The organism is Stenotrophomonas sp. FSL W7-1447 (genome assembly GCF_037966425.1).
GTDB lineage: Bacteria > Pseudomonadota > Gammaproteobacteria > Xanthomonadales > Xanthomonadaceae > Stenotrophomonas > Stenotrophomonas pavanii.
In genome coordinates, this window is record NZ_CP150199.1 from 4544466 (window position 1) to 4569457 (window position 24992).

Annotated in this window: 24 protein-coding genes; 5 read left to right on the forward strand and 19 right to left on the reverse strand. The window is 68.8% G+C overall.

Going from position 1 to position 24992, the window contains the following annotated elements; all coding sequences use genetic code 11:
• Positions 1-41 precede the first annotated feature (41 nt).
• The 17 genes from NSQ78_RS21090 to NSQ78_RS21170 form a co-directional block, all read right to left on the reverse strand.
• Complete coding sequence (locus NSQ78_RS21090) at positions 42-2396, reverse strand: MMPL family transporter (protein WP_064239507.1); 2355 nt, start codon at positions 2394-2396, stop codon at positions 42-44.
• A complete protein-coding gene (locus tag NSQ78_RS21095) occupies positions 2389-3018 on the reverse strand; it encodes an outer membrane lipoprotein carrier protein LolA (protein ID WP_053461657.1) in 630 nt (209 codons plus the stop codon). Before NSQ78_RS21095 ends, NSQ78_RS21090 begins: the two co-directional genes overlap by 8 nt.
• Positions 3015-3440 (reverse strand): acyl-CoA thioesterase, encoded by a 426-nt coding sequence (locus tag NSQ78_RS21100; RefSeq protein WP_014648843.1) that lies wholly within the window; start codon positions 3438-3440, stop codon positions 3015-3017. The genes NSQ78_RS21095 and NSQ78_RS21100 overlap by 4 nt, the downstream gene beginning before the upstream one ends.
• The gene (locus NSQ78_RS21105) at positions 3433-4983 is read right to left on the reverse strand and encodes an aromatic amino acid ammonia-lyase (RefSeq protein ID WP_064239508.1); all 1551 of its coding nucleotides are present in this window, start codon (positions 4981-4983) and stop codon (positions 3433-3435) included. Before NSQ78_RS21105 ends, NSQ78_RS21100 begins: the two co-directional genes overlap by 8 nt.
• On the reverse strand, positions 4973-5914 hold the full coding sequence (locus NSQ78_RS21110; protein ID WP_053462596.1) for an acyltransferase: 942 nt from the start codon (positions 5912-5914) through the stop codon (positions 4973-4975). The genes NSQ78_RS21105 and NSQ78_RS21110 overlap by 11 nt, the downstream gene beginning before the upstream one ends.
• Before the next feature lies 1 nt (position 5915).
• The gene (locus tag NSQ78_RS21115) at positions 5916-6686 is read right to left on the reverse strand and encodes a glycosyltransferase family 2 protein (RefSeq protein ID WP_049471187.1); all 771 of its coding nucleotides are present in this window, start codon (positions 6684-6686) and stop codon (positions 5916-5918) included.
• Positions 6676-8361, reverse strand: coding sequence for an AMP-binding protein (locus NSQ78_RS21120; RefSeq protein ID WP_064239509.1), 1686 nt, complete (start codon positions 8359-8361; stop codon positions 6676-6678). The genes NSQ78_RS21115 and NSQ78_RS21120 overlap by 11 nt, the downstream gene beginning before the upstream one ends.
• Positions 8354-8905 (reverse strand): hypothetical protein, encoded by a 552-nt coding sequence (locus tag NSQ78_RS21125; protein WP_339207459.1) that lies wholly within the window; start codon positions 8903-8905, stop codon positions 8354-8356. Before NSQ78_RS21125 ends, NSQ78_RS21120 begins: the two co-directional genes overlap by 8 nt.
• Positions 8906-8927: 22 nt before the next feature.
• Positions 8928-9185, reverse strand: a complete 258-nt coding sequence (locus tag NSQ78_RS21130) for an acyl carrier protein (protein ID WP_049471185.1) — start codon at positions 9183-9185, stop codon at positions 8928-8930.
• 17 nt (positions 9186-9202) lie between these two features.
• Complete coding sequence (locus tag NSQ78_RS21135; RefSeq protein WP_005411610.1) at positions 9203-9460, reverse strand: phosphopantetheine-binding protein; 258 nt, start codon at positions 9458-9460, stop codon at positions 9203-9205.
• Positions 9447-10244 carry a lysophospholipid acyltransferase family protein gene (locus NSQ78_RS21140; protein WP_049416042.1) on the reverse strand — a complete coding sequence of 266 codons (798 nt, stop codon included), beginning with the start codon at positions 10242-10244 and terminating at the stop codon, positions 9447-9449. Before NSQ78_RS21140 ends, NSQ78_RS21135 begins: the two co-directional genes overlap by 14 nt.
• The gene (locus NSQ78_RS21145; protein ID WP_057494048.1) at positions 10237-10980 is read right to left on the reverse strand and encodes a beta-ketoacyl synthase chain length factor; all 744 of its coding nucleotides are present in this window, start codon (positions 10978-10980) and stop codon (positions 10237-10239) included. Before NSQ78_RS21145 ends, NSQ78_RS21140 begins: the two co-directional genes overlap by 8 nt.
• Positions 10981-11197: 217 nt before the next feature.
• On the reverse strand, positions 11198-12211 hold the full coding sequence (gene cydB / locus NSQ78_RS21150; protein WP_049471180.1) for a cytochrome d ubiquinol oxidase subunit II: 1014 nt from the start codon (positions 12209-12211) through the stop codon (positions 11198-11200).
• Between the two features lies 1 nt (position 12212).
• Positions 12213-13610 carry a cytochrome ubiquinol oxidase subunit I gene (locus NSQ78_RS21155; protein ID WP_064239510.1) on the reverse strand — a complete coding sequence of 466 codons (1398 nt, stop codon included), beginning with the start codon at positions 13608-13610 and terminating at the stop codon, positions 12213-12215.
• Between the two features lie 246 nt (positions 13611-13856).
• Positions 13857-14072 (reverse strand): hypothetical protein, encoded by a 216-nt coding sequence (locus NSQ78_RS21160; RefSeq protein ID WP_064239511.1) that lies wholly within the window; start codon positions 14070-14072, stop codon positions 13857-13859.
• Entirely contained in the window at positions 14069-14722 is a 654-nt protein-coding gene (locus NSQ78_RS21165; RefSeq protein ID WP_064239512.1) for a sigma-70 family RNA polymerase sigma factor, read from the reverse strand. The genes NSQ78_RS21160 and NSQ78_RS21165 overlap by 4 nt, the downstream gene beginning before the upstream one ends.
• Before the next feature lie 37 nt (positions 14723-14759).
• On the reverse strand, positions 14760-15089 hold the full coding sequence (locus NSQ78_RS21170; RefSeq protein ID WP_005414880.1) for a hypothetical protein: 330 nt from the start codon (positions 15087-15089) through the stop codon (positions 14760-14762).
• 168 nt (positions 15090-15257) lie between these two features.
• Here NSQ78_RS21170 and NSQ78_RS21175 point away from each other — a divergent pair, with 168 nt between their 5' ends.
• The 5 genes from NSQ78_RS21175 (at position 15258) to hemF (ending at position 21278) form a co-directional block, all read left to right on the forward strand.
• Entirely contained in the window at positions 15258-17627 is a 2370-nt protein-coding gene (locus NSQ78_RS21175; RefSeq protein ID WP_064239513.1) for a S9 family peptidase, read from the forward strand.
• Positions 17624-18043 (forward strand): NUDIX domain-containing protein, encoded by a 420-nt coding sequence (locus NSQ78_RS21180; RefSeq protein ID WP_064239514.1) that lies wholly within the window; start codon positions 17624-17626, stop codon positions 18041-18043. Before NSQ78_RS21175 ends, NSQ78_RS21180 begins: the two co-directional genes overlap by 4 nt.
• Positions 18044-18073: 30 nt before the next feature.
• On the forward strand, positions 18074-18634 hold the full coding sequence (locus NSQ78_RS21185) for a hypothetical protein (RefSeq protein ID WP_049471165.1): 561 nt from the start codon (positions 18074-18076) through the stop codon (positions 18632-18634).
• Positions 18635-18711: 77 nt separating this feature from the next.
• Entirely contained in the window at positions 18712-20328 is a 1617-nt protein-coding gene (locus NSQ78_RS21190) for a hypothetical protein (protein WP_064239515.1), read from the forward strand.
• Positions 20329-20381: 53 nt separating this feature from the next.
• Complete coding sequence (gene hemF / locus NSQ78_RS21195; RefSeq protein ID WP_049471163.1) at positions 20382-21278, forward strand: oxygen-dependent coproporphyrinogen oxidase; 897 nt, start codon at positions 20382-20384, stop codon at positions 21276-21278.
• Between the two features lie 36 nt (positions 21279-21314).
• Here the strand turns inward: hemF and NSQ78_RS21200 are convergent, their stop codons facing one another.
• Entirely contained in the window at positions 21315-21794 is a 480-nt protein-coding gene (locus tag NSQ78_RS21200) for a YetF domain-containing protein (protein ID WP_049471161.1), read from the reverse strand.
• A gap of 368 nt (positions 21795-22162) precedes the next feature.
• Positions 22163-24937, reverse strand: a complete 2775-nt coding sequence (gene polA, locus NSQ78_RS21205; RefSeq protein ID WP_064239517.1) for a DNA polymerase I — start codon at positions 24935-24937, stop codon at positions 22163-22165.
• Positions 24938-24992: the final 55 nt, after the last annotated feature.

The following is a 24992-nucleotide window of genomic DNA, read 5'->3' on the forward strand; positions in this document are numbered from 1 at the left end:
TGCTCGATCAAGTGGAAAAAAAGAAGTCGGGAAAACCGCAGTCAGGCCGGCGGCAGATCGTGCGGCGGCGGCCGGAACAGCGGCGAGATCAGCCAGACCAGGCCGATGCCGAACAACAGGGTCAGGCCGAAGGCGCGCAGCGCCGGCGTCTGCGACAGGCCGAGCAGGCCGAACGACAGCCAGGTGCTGGCCGCGCCCACGCACACGGCCAGCCACGCGCTGGCGTCGCCGCGGTGCTCGATCAGGAAGATGCCGTAGTCGATGCCCATGCCCAGCAGCAGCATCAGCGCCAGCACGTTGAACAGCTGCAGCGGCTGGCCGAACAGGCCCAGCAGGCCCAGGGTCAACGCACCGGCAACCAGGGTCGGTGCGAACACGCGCCAGGCCTGGCGGCGGTAGCGCAGCCACAGCGCACCGAACACCAGCACGATGCCGACCAGCAGCAGCCCCCCCATCAGCTTGCGGTAGTGGCCCAGCAGCTGCGAGAAGTCGGCGGTGCGATCCACCCAGCGCACGCCGGGCAAGCCCTCGGCCGCGCCACGCAGGGTCGCCAGCGCATCGGCGCGCGACAGGTCGTCGACCATCACCACGCTGATCATCTGCCCGCCGACCTCACCCACCCACAGGTAGCGGAACGGCTGCGACGCCGGCGAGGCCAGGAACGCCTCGGCGGTCAGCGGCGTGGTGGCGAAGTCCGGGCGCGGCAAGGGTTCTCCGACTGCATCGGACACGGCCTGCAGCACGCCCGGTTCCACCTTGGCGGTCAGCGCGGCGTCGGCCTGCTGGCGTGCCGGCGACGGCAGCCAGTCACTGATCGCGCGGTAACCGCCGATGCGCTTGTCGGCGGCCAGCGCACGCAGGCGTCCGGTCAACGCCTCTTCGCGCTGCAGCAGCTGCGCAGCGTCGCTGCCCTGCACGAGGTAGAACTGCGCCGGGCTGGGCATCCCCAGCAACTGGCTCAGGCGGATCTGCTGCGCCATCAACGCCGGCGGCGAGGACTGCAGGCTGCGCAGGTCGTCGTCGCTGTGCAGGCGGGTGATGCCGATGGCCGAAAGCACCACGGTGGCACCGAGGAACACCATCACCGGCCGGCGCCCCTGCAGGCGCGGGAAGCGCTCCAGCGTGTTGCCCAGCCACTGCGAGAAACGGGTCTTGCGGATCTCGCCGCCATCCAGCCACGGGAACCAGAAGATCACCGTGAGGAACGCGGCCGCCAGGCCGACTACCGAGAACAGCGCCATCTGGCGCAGGCCCGGGAACGGTGCCAGGCCCAGTGCCAGGTAGGCCAGCGCGCTGGTCAGCAGGGCCAGCCACAGGCCCGGCAGCAGGTGACGCAGCAGTTTCCAGCGGCGATCGGCCGGCTCGGCCTGGCGCGATGCAAACCAGTGGATGCCATAGTCCTCGGCCACGCCCACCAGCGATGCGCCGAACACCAGGGTCAGCACGTGCACCTTGCCGAACACCAGCACGGTCACCGCCAGCGCCACGCCACAGCCGATCAGCAGCGACGCGGCGACCAGCAGGATCGGGCGCAGCGAACGGAACGCCAGCCACACCAGCAGCAGCACCGCGGCCAGCGAGCCCCAGCCGATGGTATTGATCTCACGGTTGGCCTGCACTGCGGCCGCCTCGGCATGCAACGGCACGCCGGCATGCAGGATTTCCAGCTCCGGCGCTGCCGTCCTGGCGGCCTGCCCGGCACGTTCCAGCAGGCCATCGAGATGGCGCTCGCCATCCAGCTGGAACGCCGACCCCGGCGTATCGAACTGCAGCACGGCCCAGTGCCTGCCCTCGGCTTCGAGCAGGCCGTCATCGCCCAGCCGCAACCCCGAGCCCTGCGCCTGCTGCTGCCACCATTGCGGCCACAGCGACAGCGGGTCTTGCCGCCAGTCGGTCAGGCGCGGGGCGCCCATCGGGCCATACAGTGCAGCCAGCGCCTGCTCGGCCAGCGCGCCCGGCTCGCTGCCCTGCAGCTGCTCGCGCTGGGCCGGCGTCAGCAGGCGGTCGCGGTACGGCGCGTAGAACGCGCGCGCCTCGTCGAACCAGCCTTCGATCGAACCACTGGGCACCAGCAATGCATGGTCAACGTCCTCGGCCATGGCCGCAGCGAAGGCCGCCTGCGCGCGCTTGGCGGCAGCGCCATCCTTGCTGCCCAGCAGCACCACCACCTGCCGCGAGCTGCCGTCGGCAATGCGCCGGGTGACGTCGCTCAACAGGCGGTCATGGGCATCCTGCGGCAGCAGCGCGAGGATGTCGGTGTCGATCCGCGACTGCTGGCTCCACAGGTGCCACTGCTGCGCGCCCAAGCCCAGCAGCAGCACCAGCCAGGCGATGCCCAGCCAGTGCCACCAGCGCCGCAGTCGCGCCGCTGCGTTCGATGCGACGGCCTCACTCAAAGCGGCGTGCCTCGTCGGCGCTGAGGGTGGCCGGTGCCTCGCTCAGCGCGCTGAACTGGATCTGCGTGCGGTCCTTGTTGGCCTCGACGATCTCGACCTGGCGCACGTAGCGGTCACCCTGCAGGGTCAGCGACTGGAAGGCCTTGGCCAGCATCGCCGACTTCGGCGTCAGGCGCAGCCGCCAGCCCTGCCCTTCGCGGCTGGCCGCCACATTGAACTGGCTCGACAGCGCCTGCACGTCGCCGCTCATCAGCGCGAACATGATCGCGTTCACCGAACGCATCGCCGGCTGCTGCCGTGCGTCGAGCTCGACACGGGTGCTGCCATCGCGCTGGCGGCTGAGGATGCGGTCGGCAGTGACCACCACTTCGGAAGGGAACGGCTTGAGCGTGGTCCAGATCACGCCGTGCTGGCGCGCGACCACGAACTGGCCCTGCGAGCGCAGCGGGTTCTTGAAGCCGCTGACCTGCTTTTCCTGGCTGAACTGGCCACGCAGTACCTCCGGCCGCGCCACCGCCTGGGTGATCGCATCGATGGCGGGGTCGGCGGCCTGCACCTGTGGTGCGGCAACGAAGATCAGCGCGCACAGCAGCACGCTCGAAAGACGGACAAGGGTGTTCACGGTGCAGGCACTCCCAGGCGTTCCCACAGTACCGGCGGGCACTGGTACAGCATTTCCTTGCTGGCCGCGTCCACCGCGACCTGGATGGTCATCGCGCGGGTCAGCACCTGGCCGCTCTGCGCATCGAGGATTTCATACTCGATCTTCAGCCGGTTCTCCCATTCCACGATGCGCGCGACCACGCGCAGGGCCTGGTTGAACAGCAGCGGCCGCACGTACTTCACCCGCGCATCGACCACCGGCCACAGGTAGCCCGATTCGAGCATCTGTGGATAGTCGTAGTCGTAGCGCCCGAGCAGCGCGCAGCGCGCGATCTCGAAGTACTTGAAGTAGTTGCCATGCCAGACCACGTTCATCGGATCGCAGTCATGGAAGGCAGGGGTCAACGCGATTTCGCCAACCCGTTCGATGGCCTCATTCACCGGCGTACAGCTCCCAACGTTGCGCGCGGATCTCCACCAGCAGTTCCCGCAGTTCGCGATCCAGCGCGCGGTCTTCTTCGACCAGGGCGATGCGCTGCCCCAGGTCGGCGTACATGGCGGCCAGACTGCCATGCAGCTGCGCATTCAGGCCAACCCGTTCGCGCAGCGCCAGGCCCTGGCGGGCAGCGATCAGCATCGCGGCCACCACCTGCTCGGTCAGCTCGATCACGCGCAGGCAGTCGCGCGCGGCAATGGTGCCCATGCTGACCTTGTCCTGGTTGTGGCACTCGGTGGAGCGCGAGAACACGCTGGCCGGCATGGTCTGCTTCAGCGCTTCGGCGGTCCAGGCCGAAACGCTGATCTGCAGCGCCTTCAGGCCATGGTTGATGGCCGCGCGCGGGCCGGTGGCTGCCGACAGGTTGGCCGGCAGGCCATGGCTGTAGCGGGCATCGACCACCAGCGCCAGCTGCCGGTCAAGCAGATCGGCAACGTTGGCCACGGTGTTCTTCAGGGTGTCCATCGCCAGTGCGATGTGGCCCCCGTAGAAGTGGCCGCCGTGCAGGATGCGCTCGCCATCGGCATCGATCAGCGGGTTGTCGTTGGCGCTGTTCAGCTCGGTTTCGATCAGCTGGCGCAGGAACGGCAGGCTATCTTCCAGCACGCCGATGACGTGCGGCGCGCAGCGCAACGAGTAGCGGTCCTGCAGGCGCTGTTCGTTGCGCGGCGGGCGTTCGCTGTGCAGGTCGCTGCGCAGGCGCGCAGCGATGCGGCCCTGGCCCGGGTGTGGCTTGGCGGCGAACAGAGTTTCGTCGAAGTGGTGCGCGTTGCCGTCGCTGGCGAGCACGTTGAACGCGGTCAACCGCGTGGCCATGCGGGCCAGGTAATCGGCGCGCTGCCAGGCCAGGCAGGCCAGGCCGGTCATCACCGCGGTGCCGTTCATGATCGCCAGACCTTCCTTCGGCCGCAGCTTCAGCGGGGTCATGCCGATCTTCGCCAGCACTTCGGCCGCCGGCTGCACGCGGCCGTCGTGCAGCACCTCGCGCTCGCCGCACAGCACCGCCGCCACGTACGACAGCGGGGTCAGGTCCCCGCTGGCACCGACCGAGCCTTCGGCCGGGATCATCGGCAGCACATCGTGCTGCAGCAGCGTGGCCAGGCCTTCCAGCAGCGGCACGCTGACGCCGGACATGCCGCGCACCAGCGAGGCCAGGCGCGCAGCCAGCACCGCACGGGTCTCGACCGGGTCCAGGTAACGGCCCAGGCCGCAGCCGTGATAGGTGTACAGGTGGTGCGGCAGCTCGGCCACCAGCGCCGGCGGGATGTTCACCGTGCACGAGTCGCCGTAGCCGGTGGTCACGCCGTAGATCACGCCATCCTCGCGCAACAGGCGGTCGAGGAAGTCGGCACCGCGCTGGATGTGCGCGCGGAAGCCCGGTGCGTCGCTCAGTGCGGCCTGGCACTGGCGCTGGGCCAGGGCAACCACGTCTTCGATGGTCAACGGTGCATCGCCAAAGCGGCACACGGGTACGGCGTCAGTCGTCATGCGGAGCCTGATCCCAGAAGGGGAAGAAATTGAACCAGTCCAACGGGGACTGGATGACCTGGAGTTCCAGCCAGCGCGCGAAGCGCTGTGCCTGCTCGGCCAGCGCGGCGTCGCGCGAGCCACGCGGCAGTACGATGCGTTCGGCGAACTGTTCGAATGCCACTCGATAGCCGTCGCCCTCGTGCAGGCAGGCCATGGTGTAGACCGGGCACCCCAGTGCCGCGGCGAGCACATAGGCGCCGATCGGGAACGGCGCGCGGTGGCCCAGGAAATCGGCGGTGACGCTGCGGCCACCCTGTACCGGCGTGCGGTCGCCGACGATGGCAACGAAGCCCCCCGCCGCCACGCGCTCGGCCAGCATCACCGCCGTGGCCGGCCCCATTTCGGTCACCTGCACCAGTTCCACCGCCGCCAGCGGGTCCAGCCGCTGCAGCAAACGGTTGAAGCGCTGCGCGTGCGCGGTATGCACCAGCACGGTGATGCGGAATCCCGGCACCTGCTCGGCAAGCACCTGGCACAGCTCCAGGCAGCCGATGTGCGCGGTGAGGATCAGCCCGCCCTCGCGGCGCGCGATCTTCTGCAATACCAGGTCGCGGTGCAGGTGGATGCGGTCGGCCGGGTAGCGCCCGCCCAGGCCGAGGATCTTGTCCAGCATCGTGTCGGCGAAGGCGAAGAAGTGGCGCAGGCTGTCACGCCGTGTCGGCGCGCGGCCGAGCACGCCGCTGTGCGCCTGCAGCCGCTGCAGGTACTGCATCGAGGCCTGGCGCCCTACACGGTTGCCCAGCCAATGGCAGGCCACCACTGGCCACACGCACAGGCGGAACGGCCAGCGCCCGAACCAGCGGTGCACCCAGCACAGGAACAGCACGCCGGCCACCGACGTCGATTCGCCGATGTCGGCCCAGTGCGGGGCGCCCTGCGCGGCCGCCATCTCAGCGCTGCCCCCGCAGGCGGCGCCACAGCAGGCGCGGCGCACGCCAGAGCATGCCGAAGAACAGGCGGGTATGCATGCGGCTGATGCGCACGTTGTCGCGCCACACATCGAAGTGCGACACGCCATCGGACGGATAGGTCACCCGCGTGGCCAAGTGCTCGACCGGCAGCCGGCGCCAGTACAGGCGCACCATTATTTCGGTATCGAAATCCATGCGCCGGCCGATGGTCTCTTCACCGATCAGGCGCAGCACCGGCGGCAGCGGATACACGCGGAAACCGCACATGGTGTCGCGCAGGTGCAGCGACAGCGTGTTGATCCAGACCCAGATGTGGGTGGCGTAGCGGCCATACAGGCGCGCCTTGGGAACACTGGCGTCGTAAGCCGGAATGCCGCAGATCACCGCCTCGGGATGGGCGCGCGCGGCTTCGATGAAGCGTGGCAGGTCAGCGGTATCGTGCTGGCCGTCGGCATCGATCTGCAGCACGTGGCTGTAGCCACGCGCGCCGGCCTCGGCAAAACCGGCCAGCATCGCCCCGCCCTTGCCCTGGTTGATGTCCAGGCGCAGCAGGTCGACGCCCTGGCGCTGTGCCAGCGCGCGCAGCACCGCCGCGCAGCCATCATGCGAACCATCGTCGACCAGCAGGCAGGGCAGCCCCGCGGCCTGCACGCCATCGACCACCGCCGCGATGGCGTGCTCGTGGTCATAGACGGGAATCACCACCAGTGGCGCGAATGCGGCACCGGCAACGGCCGGATCAGTCCGCATCAGCGAAAACCACCCTGCCGCTGGCATGCACACCGTGGCTGGAGGTGTAGCGGAAGGCCAGCACGTTGCGTGCGGCATCCCAGTCCAGCTGCAGGGTCAACTCGTCACCGGGGCGGGCAACATGCTGGAATTTCACCGCATCCATGCGCACGAACGCGGCCGGCATCACGAACGCCTGCCGGGCGAAGCGCACCGCCCAGTCCAGCTGCGCCACGCCGGGCAGGATTGCCGCCTGTGGGAAGTGGCCCTGGAACGGCCGCAGCGCCGGGTCCAGGGTCATGCGCAGGGTGGCGCTGGCGGCATCGCGGTGATCCCACGCCGGCACCGGCATCAACGGCTGGAACAGCGCCGCCAGCGCGGCCTGGGTCACCTTGCCCTGCGCATTGATCGGCAGCGCCTGCACCAGCCGCCAGCGGCGCGGACGGGTCACCGCGTCATGCGCGTTGGCCAGGCGTGCGCCCAGGCGCTGGCCCAGCGCCCGCCGCGCAGCGTCGCCGCCCTCCAGCAGCGCCGGGTCGGCCGGCACCACCACGGCGGCCAGCTGCTCGCGATGGCCCGGCAGGACCAGTACACGCGCGTCATCCACCTCGGCGTCCTCGCGCAGCGCGCGTTCCAGCGCATCCAGCGATACCCGGCGTTCCTCGATCTTGACGATGCGGTCGGCCCGGCCCAACAGGCGGAAGCGGCCGTCGGCCAGGGCTTCAACACGGTCCTGGGTGCGCCACCAGTCAGGGGTGTCCAGATGCGCGGAGGCCACCGCCAGGCAGCCGTCGTCGATCCGCCACTGCACGCCCGGCAACGGCTGCCACGGCGGCAGGTCGGTGTCCCAGCGGCGCCAGGCGATGCCGCCGGTCTCGCTGCTGCCGTAGACCTCGGTCGGGGCCACGCCCAGCCACTGCCGCACCTGTCGTGCCGCTTCTTCCGGCAGTGGGCCACCGGAGGAGAACACCGCGCGCAGGCGGCCGTGCAGGCTGGCCCAGTCGAGCTGCTCGGGCAGGCGCTTGAGGTGGGCCGGCGTTGCCACCAGCACCGTGTCGGTACCGGCCAGCGCGCCGACCAGGTCTTCGTGGAAGAACCGGCGCGGATGGATCAGGCGGCCGGCGGCCAGTGGCCACAGCACGCGGAACAACAGCCCGTAGATGTGCTGGTGGGAGACCGTGCCATGGACCTGCACACCCTCCATCTGCGCGCCGAACGCGGCCTGCAGCGCCTCCACCTCGCGCGCCAGCTGGTCCAGCCGCTTGCCGATCGCACTGGGCTGGCCGGTGCTGCCGGAGGTGAACACGCACAGCTCGCAGGCGCGCTCGTCCAGCGCCTGCAGCCCGTCGTCCAGCACAGCATCCGGTGCGGCCAGCGGGCGGTAATCGGCACAGACATCACCGGCGAAACCGCTCACCTGCGGCTGCAACGCCTGCAGCGTGGCCGGCAGGTTGTCGGCGGCCAGGAACACCCGCTTGCCGGCATGCCAGGCACCGAACAGCGCCGCGGCAAAGGCCACGGCGTCATCGAAGTACAGGGCCCAGTCGCGGCCTTCGGCCGCCGCAAAGGCGGCGCGCCAGGCCAGCACGCGCTGGCGGAAGCCGGCATGGTCGATCACCTCGCCATTGCAGAGGCCGACGCTGCGCTGCGGCCGGGCCTCCAGCAGCAGCCGGTCCAGGGCAATCCACTCAGCCATGCGCGTGCGCCGCCTTCACCCGCCGCCGCACCAGCCACTCCCCTGTGAACAACACGCCCATCATCACGTACGCCAACAATCCGTTGTAGAGCATCCAGGCCCGGTCCGACGCGTACAGCGCGGTCAGCAGGGCCAGGCTGCCGTTGAGAACGAAAAAGCCGCACCACACCTGGGTGACGCGGCGGGTATAGGCCACCGCGAACGGGGGCAGGTCCGGCTCCTGCAGTCGCGCCAGGCGCTCCACCAGCGGCGGCCCGAAGCGCAGGCTGGTGCCGAACACCGCCAGCATCACCGCATTGACCAGCACCGGGTACAGCTTCAGCGGCAGGGCCTGGTTGAGCACGGTGGCCAGCACGGCCAGCAGGCCAGCCCCGGCCGCGGCGGCCCACCACAATGGCTGGCGCGTGGTCAGCGCGCGCAGCAGCGCCAGGGTGAACAGCAGCAGCGACAGCCAGCGCGGCTCGAAGCGGCCCATCGCCAGGTACACCAGCAGCGGGTAGGCGAGCGAGATCGCTGCCACCACGACGGTACGTGCGCGAGCCATGGCGAAGCCGCCGGCGCTGCGGTCAGGCGGCTGCCTGGTCCGGCAGCAGTCCATGCACGACATCAACGATGTCCTGCACGGTGCGCACGGCCTTGAACGCTTCCGGCTGCAGGTTGCGGCCGAGCAGGGGCTTGAGCTGCACGATCAGGTCGACCGCATCGATGCTGTCGATGTCCAGGTCGTCATACAGGCGCGCCTCGGGGGTGATCCGGGCGGCGTCGATCTCGAAGCTGTCGGTCAGGATGCTGACGATGCGTTCGAACAGTTCATTCTTGGTCATGGCAATTCCTGGCGCCGTTACGACTGGCGGGCGGCGACGAACTCGCCGAGCGCGCGCACGCTGGAGAAATGGCGACGGGTTTCTTCCGAGTCGGCCGACAGGCTGACACCGTACTTCTTCTGCAGTGCCAGGCCCAGCTCCAGCGCGTCGATCGAATCCAGGCCGAGGCCCTCGACGAACAGCGGCGCGGTCGGATCGATGTCCTCCGGCGTGATGTCCTCCAGCGAAAGGGAGGAAATGATCAATTCCTTGATCTCGTGCTCAAGTGCTTGCACGGGGCGGATCTCCAGACAGGTCGAAATAACGAGAAAGGTGCTCGGTGACGCGGCGTGCTGCCAAGGCATCCCCCCTTGGCGAGTCGTCATCGGCCAAGAAGGGCGCGATCGGGATATCTTCGCCGATCTGCAGCCGAACGTGAAAGCGACGTGAGGGTACACGATACCACTTCTGCCCCTTGGTCAACGTGGGCGGGGTGCAGGTGATCCGCACCGGGGTGATGTCCAGCCGGCCGCGGACGGCGATGTTGGCGGCCCCGCGCTGCAGCCGCGGCGGCTGGCCCGGCACGCTGCGGGTGCCCTCCGGGAAGATCACCAGGGTGCCGCCCGCATGCACCGCGGCCACGCAGTCATCGACCAGGCCCGCCCCGTCGTCGTTGGCGATGTAGCCGGCCGCCCGCACCGGGCCGCGCATGAACGGGTTGCAGGCCACGGCCCGCTTCACCACGCAGTCGGCGTTGGGCAGCAGCGAGATCAGGCAGACCACATCGATCAGGGTCGGATGATTGGCCAGCACCAGCAGGCCGTCGCGCTGCAGGCGCTCTCCGCCCTCGATCTGGTAGGTCATCACCCCCAGCGCACGCATCAGGCGCAGGTGGCTGGCAAAGGCGACCTGGACCACGCGGCGGGCGCGGCGGCGGCGGACCACCGGGTCGCGCATCAGCAGCAGCACCGGCATCACCAGCACGCCCAGCAGCAGGCCGCCCACGCCGAACGCGGCAAAGCTCAGGCCGGTGCCGAGCACCCGCCAGGCGTGATCGAGGCGGCGCAGCGCCTCAGCCACGGCGTCCCCAGCGCCAGCGCTGGCCCTGGGCCACATGTTCCAGCGCCGGCGCGCCGGACAGCAGGAAGCGGTGCAGGTCCAACGCGTGCGGCAGCGTGCCCGGGGCGGTGTCGGCCGTGGCCGGCGCCGCGTCCCACTGCAGCGAGAGCACCGGCTGACCCGCTGTCGGTGCCGTCAATCGCCAGCACCAGGCAAAGAACGGGTCGGGTTCATCAGCGAACGTCGCGTAAATCTCGGGAAGGGGCGACTCGTAGACGACCACCCGCACCTCGCGCGCACCATCGGCCAGCAGACCGGCGGCCTCCAGGCAGGCGGCCTCGACCGTGGCCTGTCCAGCGGCCAGCGCCAGGTAGTTGCCGCGGTGGCCGCGGGCGATCGAGTACAGGGCAGCGATCGCGTTGTGCACCGACAGGCCGAACCCGGTCGGGGACAAAGGCTGATCGCTGGCCAGCGCCCCCAGCAGGTCCATCGAACGGGCCACGTCACCGTGGCGGCTGGCGAACACCAACGGGACCTGGCTGTCCGCGCCCTGCCCATCCTCGCACCAGCAGGCGGTCTGGATCGCCATCCGGCCCAGCCGCTCGATGCGGCGGCGCTGCATCGCCGGGATCTCGGCCAGCGCCGGCGTGTCTTCGCCCTGCGGCAGGTATGGCGCACCGGCCCAGCCCAACCACTGGCTACGCTCGCTCAGGCCGGGCGCCCAGGCGGCCCAGTCGACGATGGAGAATTCAATCATTTAGCGACGGTGCTTCAATGGGAGAACGATAGGCACGAGCCATTACGGCGACGCGCGGCGGCCCCCCATTCCTGCAGCCGTGCGTCCGTCCAGGACGTCGCCGGCTGCCCCCCTGGCTGCCGGAAAGGAGCGCACGCTAGCACGTCCTGCCCGGGGTGTGCAGGTTTCACATTCCCCAACACGGGGCCCGGCACCGGCGGGCCCCGCTTTCAACCCATCAGTGGTAGCCGGTATCGGCGTGCACCTTGCCGCGGAACACCCGGTACGACCACGCCGTATAGCCGAGGATGACCGGCAGCAGAATGACCAGCCCGACCAGGGTGAAGCCCAGCGAGGAGGCCGGCGCGGCGGCCTGCCACAGGGTCATCGACGGCGGCAGCAGGTACGGCCACATGCCCAGTACCAGGCCAAGGAAACCGAGCACGAACAGGGCCAGGCTGAGCAGGAACGGTGGCAGGTCGCGGCGCGGATGGGTCGCGCTGCGCCACAGCGCGGCAGCCACCGCCAGGGTCAGGAGCGGCACCGGCGAGAGCCACCAGAAGTTGCCGTCGCTGAACCAGCGTGCCATCAGCCGCGAATCGAGGAACGGCAGCCAACTGCTGACCAGCCCCATCGCCGCGATCACCGCCACCACCAGCGGGCGGGTCATCTGCCGCGCCAGCGCCTGTACGCGCCCTTCGGTCTTCAGGATCAGCCAGGTGCTGCCCAGCAGCGCATAGCCGGCCACCAGCGCAGCACCGGTCAGCATCGCGAACGGGCTGAACCAGGCGAACGCGCCGCCCTGGTAGGCACCGTCCACCAGCGGGATGCCCTGCACCAGGGTGCCCAGGATCACGCCCTGGGCAAAGGTCGCCAACAGCGAGCCGAGGCCGAACGCCACGCTCCACAGCCGGCGCGACCGGTGTGCCTTGAAGCGGAACTCGAACGCCACGCCGCGGAACACCAGCGCCACCACCAGCAGCAGCACCGGCAGGTACAACGCCGACAACAGCACCGCATAGGCCTTCGGGAACGCCGCCAGCAGCCCGGCGCCGCCCAGTACCAGCCAGGTCTCGTTGCCGTCCCAGATCGGCGCGGCGGTGTTCATCATCAGGTCCAGCTGCTCCTCGTCCTCGGCGAACGGGGCCAGGATGCCGATGCCGAGCACGAAGCCGTCCAGCACCACGTACATCAGCACGCCGAAGCCGATCACCGCGAACCACGCCACCGGCAGCCAGGTCATCAGGTCCATGTCAGCGCTCCTCCAGCGGTTCGTCGGCCGCCGACAGCGGGCGTGCCGGGGTGTGGCTGCCATGGTCCAGCGACGGCCCCTCGGCATACGGCTGCGGCCCGTGGCGCAGGATCTTCACCAGGTACCAGATGCCCCAGCCGAACACGAAGGCATAGCCAACCACGTACACGCCCAGCGACAACGCCGTCATCCACGCGCTCTGCGGGCCGACCGCATCGGCGGTGCGCAGCAGGCCATACACCACCCATGGCTGTCGGCCCATCTCGGTGACGAACCAGCCGGACAGCAGCGCGATGAAGCCGCTGGGCAGCATCCAGTTCCAGCCGCGCAGCAGCCACGGCGAATCGAGCAGCCTGTTCCGCCACAGCTGGAACGCCGATACCCAGGCCAGCAGCAGCATCAGCGTGCCCAGCCCGACCATGATGCGGAAGGCGAAGAACACCGGCGTCACCGGCGGCCGCTCGCTGGCCGGTACCGAGGTCAGCGGGTCGAAGGTGCCGTCCAGGCTGTGGGTCAGGATCACGCTGCCCAGCTTCGGGATGGCCACTTCGAAATCGTTGCGCTCTTCCTTCTCGTTGGGCAGCGCGAACACCACCAGCGGTACGCCCTCGCCTTCCCGGGTTTCATGCCAGTGCGCTTCCACCGCCGCGATCTTCATCGGCTGGTGCTTGAGCGTGTTCAGGCCATGCATGTCGCCGACGAAGATCTGCACCGGCACGGTCAGCGCGGCGAATGCAACGGCGGCGATCAGCATGCGCCGGCCCGCTTCCACGTGCGTGCCCCTGCGCAGGTACCACGCACCCACGCCACCGATCACGAAACAGGTGGTGATGAACGAGCCCAGCGCCATGTGCGCCAGGCGGTAGGGGAACGAGGGATTGAACACCACCCGCCACCAGTCCACCGGATGCACGATGCCGTTGACCATCTCGTAGCCGGCCGGCGTATGCAGCCAGCTGTTGGACGACAGGATCCAGAACGTGGAGAACAGCGTGCCCAGCGCGACCATGCAGGTGGACAGGAAATGCAGGCGCGGCGAGACGCGGCCCCAGCCGAACATCATCACGCCGAGGAAGCTGGCTTCCAGGAAGAACGCGGTCAGCACCTCGTAGGTCAGCAGCGGGCCGATGACCGTACCGGCCACCTCGCTCAGCCGCGGCCAGTTGGTGCCGAACTGGAACGCCATGACGATGCCGCTGACCACGCCCATGCCGAACGACACCGCGAAGATCTTCTGCCAGAAGAAATACAGCTCGCGCCACACGGGCAACTTCGTGCGCAGCCAGCGCCATTCGATGAAGGCCAGCCAGCTGGCCGTGCCGATGGTGAAGGCCGGAAACAGCACGTGGAAACTGATGACGAATCCGAACTGGATCCGGGACAACAACAACGCGTCCAAGGGACGCCTCCTGCCTGCGACCGGTGGGATACCGGACCACTTTAGGAGGATTTCGTTAAGGTGGGATGCGACCGGGTGACGCGCTGCTTCACTTTGTCGCAGGCGGAAGGCCTGCCAGGCATGGCCCAACACCACGGATTAAGCGCTTTGGTAGCTGCCAACCTTGGTTGGCACACACACCCAAACGCCGACCAAGGTCGGCATCTACCAGCAGCGATTGGAGCGGCCCATCACCCGGCGGGTGCCTCAGTGCCAGAAATACCAGGCCGCTGCAGCCAGCAGCGCGCCAAACAACAGCACCTGCACCACCACATAGACCACACCACTGTCGCGCGACTCAGCGGCAATGCGCTTCTGCAGCGCCTCGCTCACATCCGGCGTTGCTTCCTGCTGCGCCTGCTCACGCAACGCCTGTGCCAGCGCGCGCGCTTCCGCATCGCGAGGGTCGGTCGGTCGGTTCACAGCAGCTCTCCGGCGGTGGCATGCCGCGTCAGTTCCTGCTTCAGGACCTGGCGCGCGCGGTGCAGGTGGCTCTTGATGGTACCGCGTGCCAGCCCGGTCACCTGTTCGATCTCGGCCAGATCGAAATCCTCCAGGTAATGCAGGCCGACGATCAGGCGCTGCGGCGCGCTCAGCCGTTCCAGTGCCGCGCCAAGCTGGCGCCCGGCCTGCAGGGCCTCGCTCAACTCGGCGGGCCCGGGGCCTTCATCGCCGATCCCCAGTTCCTCCGGCACCTCCACCGCCACCATCCATTGCGCCTCCAGCCGCCGCCGGCGCAGATGCTGCAGTGCAGTGGTGTAGGCGACCCGGGAAACCCAGGTGCGCAGCGAGGATTCAAAACGAAACCGGTGCAGCTGGCGGAACACCGCAAGGAAGGTTTCCTGCAGCAGGTCGGCGACCTGGTCGCGGTCGCCCACCATGCGTCCGATCACATGCGCGCAGGTGCGCTGGTGGGTCTCCACCAGCTGCGCGAAGGCCGCCTGCGAGCCATCGATGATGGCCCGCACCAGGGCCTGGTCCGCATCCAGCGGTTCGGCGGGTGCCGCCGTCGCCGCTGCATCGTGGCGGCGGCGGCCCCGCAGTGCCGACAGCGCTTCGCCGAGCAGGCTCATGCGCGGGGCGCCCCCTGTGCCCGTGGCATGTCCTGGCTCAGCCCTTGCGTGCGGCGGGACGGGTGAAGTGCCAGGCCAGCAGCTGGCCCAGGCCGGCACTGCCGACCAGCGCGGCGGCGGCGCCAAAGGTCAGGTCACGGGCACCGATGGCTTCCAGCAGGGCCATGGCCAGGGCCAGGCAGACCAGGCTGATGCCCCAGCGAAGCGCGCCCTGGCGGCGGCGCTCTTCTTCCAGCACGGCCAGCGAGCGGATCACTTCCTCCGGCACGTGCGGGGCCACCAGCTTGCTGCGCGCGCGGGCATCGGCAATGGCGTGGATCGCGTAGGCGATGCAGATGAAGAGGGTGATCGGGATCAGTTCCTGCATGGTCGGGCTCCTGTTCGGTGGATGATGCGGGTTCAGGAGAATGGATGCGCGAGGCCGGCCAGCGGTTGCACTACTTTGCCAATCCCGCTGCCATGACCTGTGGCCCCTGCCCCCGGCCCTTGCGGCTGCTACGCTTGGCCGGTTTTCCTCTACTGGTGCCGTCCGCCCATGTCCCGAGTGCTGCCCCTGTCCCTCCTGCTGTCGGCCGTGCTGGCCGCACCGGCCGCGCATGCCGCGCCGACGCCGATCACCATCGAACAGGCCATGGCCGACCCGGACTGGATCGGCCCGCCAGTCGAGAAGGCCTGGTGGTCGTGGAACAGCCAGCAGGTGGAGTACCAGCTCAAGCGCAACGGCAGCCCGGTACGCGATACCTTCCGCCAGCCGGTGGCCGGTGGCGTGGCCACACAGGTGGCCGATGACCAGCGCGGCACCCTGGACGTGGCCGAGCCGGTCTACGACCGCAGCCGCAGCCGCAACGCCTTCGTGCGCAATGGCGATGTGTTCGTGCGCGACCTGCGCAGCGGTGCGCTGACCCAGCTCACCCGCAGCAACGAGCGCGCGGGCAACGTGAACTTCGCCGCCGACAATGGCGTGATCTGGCGCGTCGGCCAGAACTGGTTCCACTGGACCGCCGCCAGCGGCGTGCAGCAGGTGGCCAGCCTGAAGGCCGAAAAGGATCCGCGTACGCCGCCGAAGGCCGACGTGCTGCGCGACCAGCAGCTGCGCACGCTGGAAACCCTGCGCCGCGACCGCGAGCAGCGCGAAGCACTGAAGGACCAGGACCAGCGCTGGCGCCAGGCCGACCCGACCCGCGCACCGGGCCCGGTGTACCTGGGCGCCGACCTGGAGATCGCCGACAGCGTGCTGTCGCCTGACCTGACCCACCTGATCGTGGTGACCAAGCCGAAGGACTTCGATGACGGCCGTGGCGGCAAGATGCCGCTGTACGTGACCGAGTCGGGCTACGAGGAAACCGAGGACACCCGCACCCGCGTCGGCCGTAACGGCTTCGAGCCGCACACGCTCTGGTACGTGGACGTGCGCACCGGCAAGGCCGAAAAGCTCTCGCTGGCCAGCCTGCCGGGCATCAGCACCGACCCGCTGGCCGAACTGCGCCGCAAGGCCGGCAAGGACGCGCTGAAGGGCGAGCGCAGCGTGCAGGTGATGAGCGACTTCATGGGCGGTGGCATCCGCTGGAGCGCCGATGGCCAGCAGGCCGCCGTGATGCTGCGTGCCAACGACAACAAGGACCGCTGGATCATCAGCGTCAATGCCGCCGACGGCCGCGTGCAGAACCGCCACCGCCTGACCGACAACGCCTGGATCAACTGGGGCTTCAACGATTTCGGCTGGATGGCCGATGGCCGCACGCTGTGGCTGCTGTCCGAGGAATCGGGCTTCTCGCACCTGTACACCCAGGCCGGCACCGCCAAGCCGCAGGCGCTGACCAGCGGCAAGTGGGAAACCTCGGCGCCGGTGCCGTCGGCCGATGGCAAGGGCTTCTACTTCCTGTGCAACCAGCAGGCGCCGCATGACTACGAAGTCTGCGCGGTCGACACCGGCAGCCGCCAGGTGCGCGAGCTGACCAGCCTCAACGGCGTGGAGGATTTCTCGCTGTCGCCGGACGGCCAGCAGCTGCTGGTGCGTTACTCCGGTGCCTACCTGCCGCCGCAGCTGGCGGTGTTGCCCAGTGCCGGTGGCCAGGCACGCGTGCTGACCGACACCCGCACCGCCGACTACAAGGCACGCCAGTGGATCCAGCCGAAGCTGGTCGCGGTACCGTCCAAGCACGGTGCCGGCGTGGTCTGGGCCAAGTACTACGAGCCGGAAAACAAGGAACCGGGGAAGAAGTACCCGATCGTGATGTTCGTGCACGGCGCCGGCTACCTGCAGAACGTGCACCAGCGCTACCCGGCCTACTTCCGAGAGCAGATGTTCCACAACCTGCTGGTGCAGAAGGGCTACATCGTGCTGGACATGGATTACCGCGGCAGCGAGGGCTACGGCCGCGACTGGCGCACGGCCATCTACCGCAACATGGGCCACCCGGAACTGGAGGACTACAAGGACGGCCTGGACTGGCTGGTCGACACCCAGCAGGGCGACCGTGACCACGCCGGTATCTACGGTGGCTCCTACGGCGGTTTCATGACCTTCATGGCGCTGTTCCGTGCGCCGGGCACCTTCAAGGCCGGCGCCGCGCTGCGCCCGGTGGTCGACTGGCACAACTACAACCACGGCTACACCAGCAACATCCTCAACACGCCGGACATCGACCCGGAGGCGTACCGTGTGTCCTCGCCGATCGAGTACGCGCAGAACCTGCAGGACAACCTGCTGATCGCCCACGGCATGATGGATGACAACGTGTTCTTCCAGGATTCGGTGAACCTGACCCAGCGCCTGATCGAGCTGCACAAGGACAACTGGTCGATCGCGCCGTACCCGCTGGAACGCCACGGCTACGTGCGCGCCGATTCCTGGCTGGACCAGTACAAGCGCATCCTCAAGCTGTTCGAGCAGAACCTGAAGTGAGCACCACCGCGGCCACGATCCGGATCGTGGCCGCAGTCATCCTGGATGACCGCGGCCGGGCGCTGCTGGTGCGCAAGCACGGTGCCCGCCGCTTCATCCAGCCCGGTGGCAAGCCCGAACCCGGCGAAGCACCGCTGCAGGCGCTGGCCCGCGAGCTGGACGAAGAACTGGGCGTACAACTGTGCGCCGATGCCGCCATCGCGCTGGGCACGTTCGAGGACTGGGCGGTGAACGAGCCCGGCCATCGCGTGCAGGCACAGGCGTGGTGGGTGCAGGTGCACGGCACGCCGCAGGCACGCGCCGAGATCACCGAACTGGCCTGGGTGCCGCTGCAGCCGCCGCATGGCCTGCCCTTGGCACCCTTGAGCGAACACCATATCCTGCCGGCGGTCGCCACCCGGGTGACGGCCCGCTGAGCAGGCGGGCGCCGACTGCAAGGACATCGGATGTCAATGTCGATCCCGTCGATCCCCTCGCCGCCGTCCCCGGCCTATCACGCCTGGGTGCGCCCGGTGGCACAGGCCTCGTTCTGGCTGTCACTGCTGCTGACGGTCTACTTCGTGCTGCAGGGACTGGTGCTGTGGCCGCTGCACAACCTCGCGCTGTGGCGCCTGGTGGAAAGCGAAGTGCAGCACCAGCAGCTGCACAGCCTGATCTGGCTGCTGGCGCATCCGGTCGCCGCATCAATGGTCGTCGCGCTGTTGTGCCTGGCCTCGACGGTGTCCAGCTGGGGCCTGCTGCGTGAACGTCGCTGGGGCCTGTGGAGCTTCGTGGTACTGCTGCTGCTGAGTGGCTTGACCAACTTCGCGGCCGCCTGGTGGCTGGACCTGTTCATGGGCGACTTCATTCCGCTGCTGGCCGATGACCCGGCCCTGCTGCAGGAGCTGCAGCTGAAACGCTGGCTGATCACGCTGACCGTGGTCGGCATGTCGTTCGTGCTTCTCGGCCTGCAGGGCTGGCTGGCCTGGCGCCTGCTGCGACCGGATGTGCGCTCGCGCTTCCACTGACTCCAACCCGGCGTGCGCGGGTCCCCGGCACCGCCCGGCGTTCTTCCTTTGATCGTCAAGGAGACGACATGCGCACAATGCGCTCACTCACGCCGTACCGCCACTGGATGGCCTGGGCGTTGCTGCTCGCCGCGCCGGTAGCCGCCGCCGCACAGTCGCCGCAATGTGGCCTGTTCAAGGCCGACGAAGGCAGCAGCACGCTGCGCGTCAGCTCATCCAACCGTGGCGAGCAGAAGCACTTCGGCAGCGCACCCACGCCGGTCGCTTTCCAGCAGATCGAAGGGAAGCTGCAACTGGTCAATCTGGAATACGGCCTGCCCAGCGCGCTGCAGGTGCGCGACCGTGGCCGCACCCTCGAGGTGGACGGCACGATCTACAACCTGCAGGCGCCTGCACAGTGCGCCGCAGCCGCCACGCCGGCTGCGGGCAGCTGCCTGGCCGATGCGGCGGCCTGCCTGGACAACCGCCACGAGGCGACCCCGACCGCGCTGGAAGCGGCGTGCCGGGAAGGCGTGCCGGGCATGTGCCTGCAGCTGGCCGATCGCTGGCATGACGAGGCCAGGGCGCCGGCCACGCCGGATGAGGCGCAACAACAGGCCATCCTCGATACCGCACTGGCCGGCATCGCACTGCCTGCGCCGTGCCGGGATGGCGGCTTCAGCAACGAAACACCGGCCTGTGCAGCGGCGCTGGAAGCGGATCCGGCGCTGCAGGAGCAGATCGTCAAGGCCGCGATGGGCGCGGCGATGGTCGAAGCCGTGAGCTCCGTGCTGTCACCATCCACGCCGGTGGTGATGCCAGCCGTGCAGCGCCAGCAGCTGTTGCAGTTGTGCCAGCAGGTCAGCCATGGCGGCTTCTGCAGCCGCGCGGCCGAGCTCTCGTGGGAGTCCGGAGATCACTTGCAGGCGGTGCAGGCACTGGCCGTAGCGTGCGCACCCGGCAATGACAGCGCCGCCTGTGAGCGCCTGCCTGCGTTGCAGGCGCTGGGCACCTCGTTGCGGCCGCAGCCGGCAACGGCACTGCCCTGTGGCAACTTCCACGCCGAGGGTGGCCTGATGGACACGCTGGACTTCGGCGATGCGGGACGGGTCGGCATCGGCTGGGACAGCCAGCTGCGTGCCCGTGTCGAAGACGGCGACATCCGCATCCGCCACGACAAGGGCGGTGACTTCGTGCTGCGCCCGTTGCCCGGGGGGCAGCTGCTGGGCCTGGACACGTGGACCCGCTTCCAGGTATTCGTGCCGACCGGCGAGGGCGCGAGCACCTGCAGCCCGCCGAAACACTACACGGTGCTGCCGCTGCCACGGGACTGCCCGCAGGCACTGGCCAGCGGCGGTGCCGAAGCGTGCTGCGCGGAGGGCAAGCTGCAGGGCTGCAACATCCTCGGTAACCGCCTTGCCCTGTCCGGCCAGTGGCGACAGGCCGCAGAGCACTACGCCACCGTGTGCCGTGCCGGTGTCCGCGAGGGCTGCGAGAACCTGGTCGCGGCGCAGGGCCACAGCGGCGACGTCGATGCCCACGCGACGCTGGAGCGGCTGTGCACTGCCGACCGCAGCGGGCGCCACGTCGCCTGCGACGTGCTGGACACCGGAAACTGGAGCGCCCTGGAGCTGGGTCGCGTCCTGCAGGAGGCGGTGGACGGTGCCGCCGCGGGCGACACTCCGGCGCCGCGTGCTTCCAACCGCAAGCGCTGAGCCTGCCAGCGCCTGTCCGCAGCGTTGCCCGGGCCCTGCGGTAAAGTAGCGCCATGAACGAATTCGAGCGCGTGCGCGCCTACCTCACCGAGCTGCAGGACCGCATCTGTGCGGCGATCGAGGCCGTCGATGGCCGGGCCCGCTTCCAGGAAGACCTGTGGCAGCGTGCCGAGGGTGGTGGTGGGCGTACCCGCGTGCTGCGCGACGGCGCGGTATTCGAGCAGGCCGGCATCGGCTTCTCCGACGTGGCCGGCAGCCGCCTGCCGCCGTCGGCCTCGGCCAACCGCCCGGAACTGGCCGGCGCCTCCTGGCGCGCCACCGGCGTGTCGCTGGTGTTCCACCCGCTCAATCCCTACGTGCCGACCACCCATGCCAACGTGCGCTTCTTCCAGGCGCAGCGCGACGGCGAAGTGGTGGCCAGCTGGTTCGGCGGCGGCTTCGACCTGACCCCGTTCTACCCGTTCGACGAGGACGTGCAGCATTGGCACCGGGTCGCACGCGACCTGTGCACGCCGTTCGGCGAAGAACGCTATGCCGCGCACAAGCGCTGGTGCGACGAGTACTTCTTCCTGCGCCACCGCAATGAAACGCGCGGCGTCGGCGGCCTGTTCTTCGATGACCTGCACGGCGACTTCGAGCGCGATTTCGCTTATCTGCGTGCGGTCGGCGATGGCTTCCTCGATGCGTACCTGCCGATCGTGCAGCAGCGCAAGGACGCCCTCTATGGCGAGCGCGAACGCGAGTTCCAGCTGTACCGCCGCGGCCGCTACGTGGAATTCAACCTGGTCTATGACCGCGGCACCCTGTTCGGGCTGCAGAGCGGCGGCCGCAGCGAAAGCATCCTGATGAGCCTGCCGCCGCGGGTGCGCTGGGAGTACGGCTTCTCGCCTGAACCCGGCAGTGCCGAATCGCGCCTGGCCGACTACCTGGTGCCGCGCGACTGGCTCTGAGGGATGTCGTCGTGCGGGGCGTGGGCTCGGCGCTGCTCAGCTGCCCTTCCGCGCGATGATGGTGATGTGCCCGGTCGTCTCCAGCAGGGCGATCTGTACGTCTTCGATCTGCAGCCCGCCCTGCTGGCGCAGCGCGGCGTCGAAATCTGCACGGCTGATCAGTTCGCGGCGGAGAACGCCCTCCAACAGCCGGCCATCACGCGCGATCACGGTGGGCTCTCCTTCGATCATCCGCTCCATGCGCCGATTGCGGGTGGTCAACCAGCCCACCCCATAGTTCAGCACGATCAGGGTGGCCGCCAGCAGCAGGCCACCGCCCAGCGAGGTGTCGGTGCCCAGCAGCGCGTTCTGCACCGCGTTGCCCAGCAGCACGATCAGCAGCACGTCGAAGGGCGTGATCTGCCCCAGAGCCCGCTTGCCGCCCAGCCGGACCATGCCCAGCACCACGACATAGACCACGACCGCGCGCAGGATGAATTCCCACCACGGCATGGCCAGGGCGAACAGGTCGGGCATGGTCTTCCCCTGGGGAGCGATGGCCCAGCCTAGCACCTGGGGTCAGATCCCTTTGCCCGACGGGCAAAGGGATCTGACCCCATCCGAGGTTCCGGCGGCACAAATAAAAAGCCCCGCTGACCAGGGGGAGGTCAACGGGGCCGGGGAACGGGCACTTGGGGAGGAGTCCCCGTTCCGAGATCTGCTCCAGGGGATGGGAGAGATCCACAACAGGCATTGCGCCTGTCGGGAGTTATAGAAGCACTCCGAACACTAACGGTTCGTGAAGGGGCCCCATTTAATGAATTTCAATCGGGGCAACATTCATAGTCGAGTCAGAAACACCCGACTCATGAACAAATTCACGTCGTTTTCGGCCTGAAACACCGTCAGTGTGCTTCGTCCCAGTTGTTGCCGACGCCCGTGTCGACCACCAGCGGCACCCGCAGTTTGGCCGCTTGCGACATGCGCTTCACCACCTGCAAACGCAAGTCTTCAACAAAACTGCTTTCGGTTTCGAACACCAGTTCATCGTGCACCTGCAGGATCATCCGTGCCGGTGCCCCGCTGTCGCGCAGCCACTGGTCCACATCCACCATCGCGCGCTTGATGATGTCGGCGGCAGTGCCCTGCATCGGCGCGTTGATCGCCGCGCGCTCCGCACCGGCGCGCAGGCCCTGGTTGCGGGCATGAATGTCGTTCAGGTACAGGCGGCGGCCGAACAGGGTTTCCACGTAGCCCTGGTCACGGGCCTGCTGGCGCATCCGCTCCATGAAGTCGCGCACGCCGGGGTAGCGGCTGAAGTACAGGGCCACGTAGTCCTGCGCCTGGCCACGGTCGATGCCCAGGTTGCGGGCCAGGCCGAACGCGCTCATGCCATACATCAGGCCGAAGTTGATCGCCTTGGCGGCGCGGCGCTCGTTCGGGGTCACCTCCTCCAGCGTGCGCCCGAACACCTCGGCGGCGGTGGCGCGGTGCACGTCGGCACCCTGCTCGAAGGCACGCACCAGGCCCGGGTCTTCGGAAAGGTGCGCCATGATCCGCAGCTCGATCTGCGAATAGTCGGCCGCCAGCAGCTGGAAGCCTTCCGGCGCCACGAACGCGCGGCGGATACGGCGGCCATCCTCGGTGCGGATCGGGATGTTCTGCAGGTTCGGGTCCGAGGAGGACAGGCGGCCGGTGGCGGCACCGGACTGGTGGTAGCTGGTATGCACCCGGCCGGTGTCCGGGTTGACCATCTCCGGCAGCTTGTCGGTGTAGGTGCTGCGCAGCTTGGCCAGCCCGCGGTAGTCGAGGATCACCCGCGGCAGCTCATGCTGGTCGGCAATCGCCTCCAGCGCCTCTTCATTGGTGCTGGGCTGGCCCTTCGGGGTCTTCACCACCGCCGGCAGCTTCAGCTCGTCGAACAGCACCGCCTGCAGCTGCTTGGGCGAATCCAGGTTGAAGCTGCGCCCGGCCAGCTCGGTGGCCTTCTGCTGCGCGGCCAGCATGCGCGAGGACAGGTCCTGGCTCTGCCGGCGAAGTTCGTCGGTGTCGATCCGCACGCCATTGGCTTCAATGCTGGCCAGCACCGGCACCAGCGGCATCTCGATGTTGCGGTACACGCTGTCCAGCGCCGGCTCGGCCAGCAGCTGCGGCTGCAACGCGTGGTGCAGGCGCAGGGTGATGTCGGCGTCTTCGGCCGCATAGCGGCTGGCTTCGTCGATGCCTACCTGCGAGAACGGGATCTGCTTGGCGCCCTTGCCGGCCACGTCCTCGAACTTGATGGTGCTGTAGCCCAGGTAACGCAGGGCCAGCGAATCCATGTCGTGGCGGGTGGCGGTGGAATTGAGCACGAAGCTCTCGAGCATGGTGTCATCGTGGTAGCCCTGCACCGCCACGCCGTGGCGGCGCAGCACATGCAGGTCGTACTTGCCGTGCTGGCCCAGCTTCTTCTTCGCCGGGTCCTGCAGCGCCGGGCGCAGTGCGTCCAGCACCTGCTGCATCGGCAGCTGGGCCGGCGCACCCGGGTAATCGTGGCCGACCGGAATGTACGCCGCCCTGCCCGGCTCGACGGCCAGGCTGATGCCCACCAGGCGCGCGCGCATCGCGTCCAGCGCGTCGGTCTCGGTATCGAAGCTGATCAGGTCGGCCTGCTGCAGGCGTTCGACCCAGGCCTGCAGCTGCTCGGCGGTCAGCACGGTCTCGTATTCACCCGGCACGGACAGTGCCGGATCCAGCGTGCCGGCGGCGGGCGCCTCGACGCTGCCTCGCGCGAAGCCGGCCGCAGTGCCACGCAGGCTCGGGGTCGCCTCGCTGGCGGCCACCGGTGCCGGCACCGGCGCGCCCAGCTCCTTCAGCGCCTGGGTGAAGCCATAGCGCGTATACAGCTCGGTCAGCTCCGGCACATCCTGCTCGCGCAGGGCCAGCGTGGTCGGGCTGGCGTCCAGCTGCACGTCGGTACGGATGGTCACCAGCTCGCGGTTCAGCGGCAGCCGCTCCAGTGCGGCGCGCAGGTTCTCGCCGATCTTGCCCTTCATGGCCGGCGCGGCTGCCATCACGCCGTCCAAGTGCTGGTACTCGGCCAGCCACTTGGCGGCGGTCTTCGGCCCGCACTTCTCCACGCCCGGCACGTTGTCGACCGCGTCGCCCATCAGCGCCAGCAGGTCGATGATCTGGTCGGCGCGCACGCCGAACTTCTCCATCACCGCCGCGTCCGAATCCATGCGGCTGCCGGTCATGGTGTTGACCAGCTCGATGCCCGGGCGCACCAGCTGGGCGAAGTCCTTGTCGCCGGTGGAAATGGTCACCTTCAGGTCCTGCGCCAGGCCCTGAAGGGCGAGCGTGCCGATCACATCGTCGGCTTCCACGCCGGGGACGCGCAGGATGCTGATGCCCAGCGCTTCGACGATGCGGCACATCGGCTCGACCTGGCTGCGCAGCTCATCGGGCATCGGCGGGCGGTTGGCCTTGTACTGGTCGTACAGGTCGTCACGGAAGGTCTTGCCCGGCGCGTCGACCACGAACGCGACGTAGGCCGGGCGCTCCTTCAGCGTCGAACGCAGCATGTTGACCACGCCGAACAGCGCGCCGGTGGGTTCACCCTGTGCATTGGACAGGGGCGGCAGCGCGTGGAACGCGCGGTACAGGTAACTGGACCCGTCGATCAGGACTAATCTGCTCATGGGCCGATTCTACGCGCCCGTGCCTGCACCGCGGCGACACGGCGCGCACACCGCG